Below are 518 nucleotides of genomic sequence, written 5' to 3'. Positions count from 1 at the left end.
CCCCGAGGGAATACCGGCGGCAGCGGACATCGTTAACTTAAGATACAAAAGCTGTTCGGAGATGGAGGGTCAAGATCACTAGACTGGCCCCCTGAATCTCCAGACAACCAATATCACTTAAATAAGTGATAGTCTTAGTACTAGTTTTTAGACCAGTCATTGGAGAACAGATGATTGGTAATGCTGCCAACTTACTGATTTAGTGTATGATGGTGATTTTAAGGTGCTTGCGTGGCTTCCATTTCCATCAGATGTCCTTCCTGCTCCGCTACTGAAGGCGTGGTGCGTAACGGCAAAAGCACCGCCGGACATCAGCGCTAGCGGAGTGTATACTGGCTTACTATGTTGGCACTGATGAGGGGGTCAGTGAAGTGCTTCATGTGGCAGGAGAAAAAAGGCTGCACCGGTGCGTCAGCAGAATATGTGATACAGGATATATTCCGCTTCCTCGCTCACTGACTCGCTACGCTCGGTCGTTCGACTGCGGCGAGCGGAAATGGCTTACGAACGGGGCGGAG

At 50.4% G+C, this 518-nt stretch carries 1 pseudogene; it reads left to right on the top strand.

The window, feature by feature from the left end:
• Nucleotides 1–231: 231 nt before the first annotated feature.
• Nucleotides 232–318: pseudogene (locus O3Q52_RS54035) on the top strand (IS1 family transposase); the annotation flags it as partial.
• Between the last annotated feature and the right edge of the window lie 200 nt (nucleotides 319–518).

The sequence above is a fragment of the Streptomyces sp. ActVer genome, from assembly GCF_027270795.1.
GTDB classification, from domain to species: Bacteria; Actinomycetota; Actinomycetes; order Streptomycetales; family Streptomycetaceae; genus Streptomyces; species Streptomyces umbrinus_A.
Note: the sequence above shows the minus strand (reverse complement) of the source record. Positions and strands in the feature narration are given on the sequence as shown.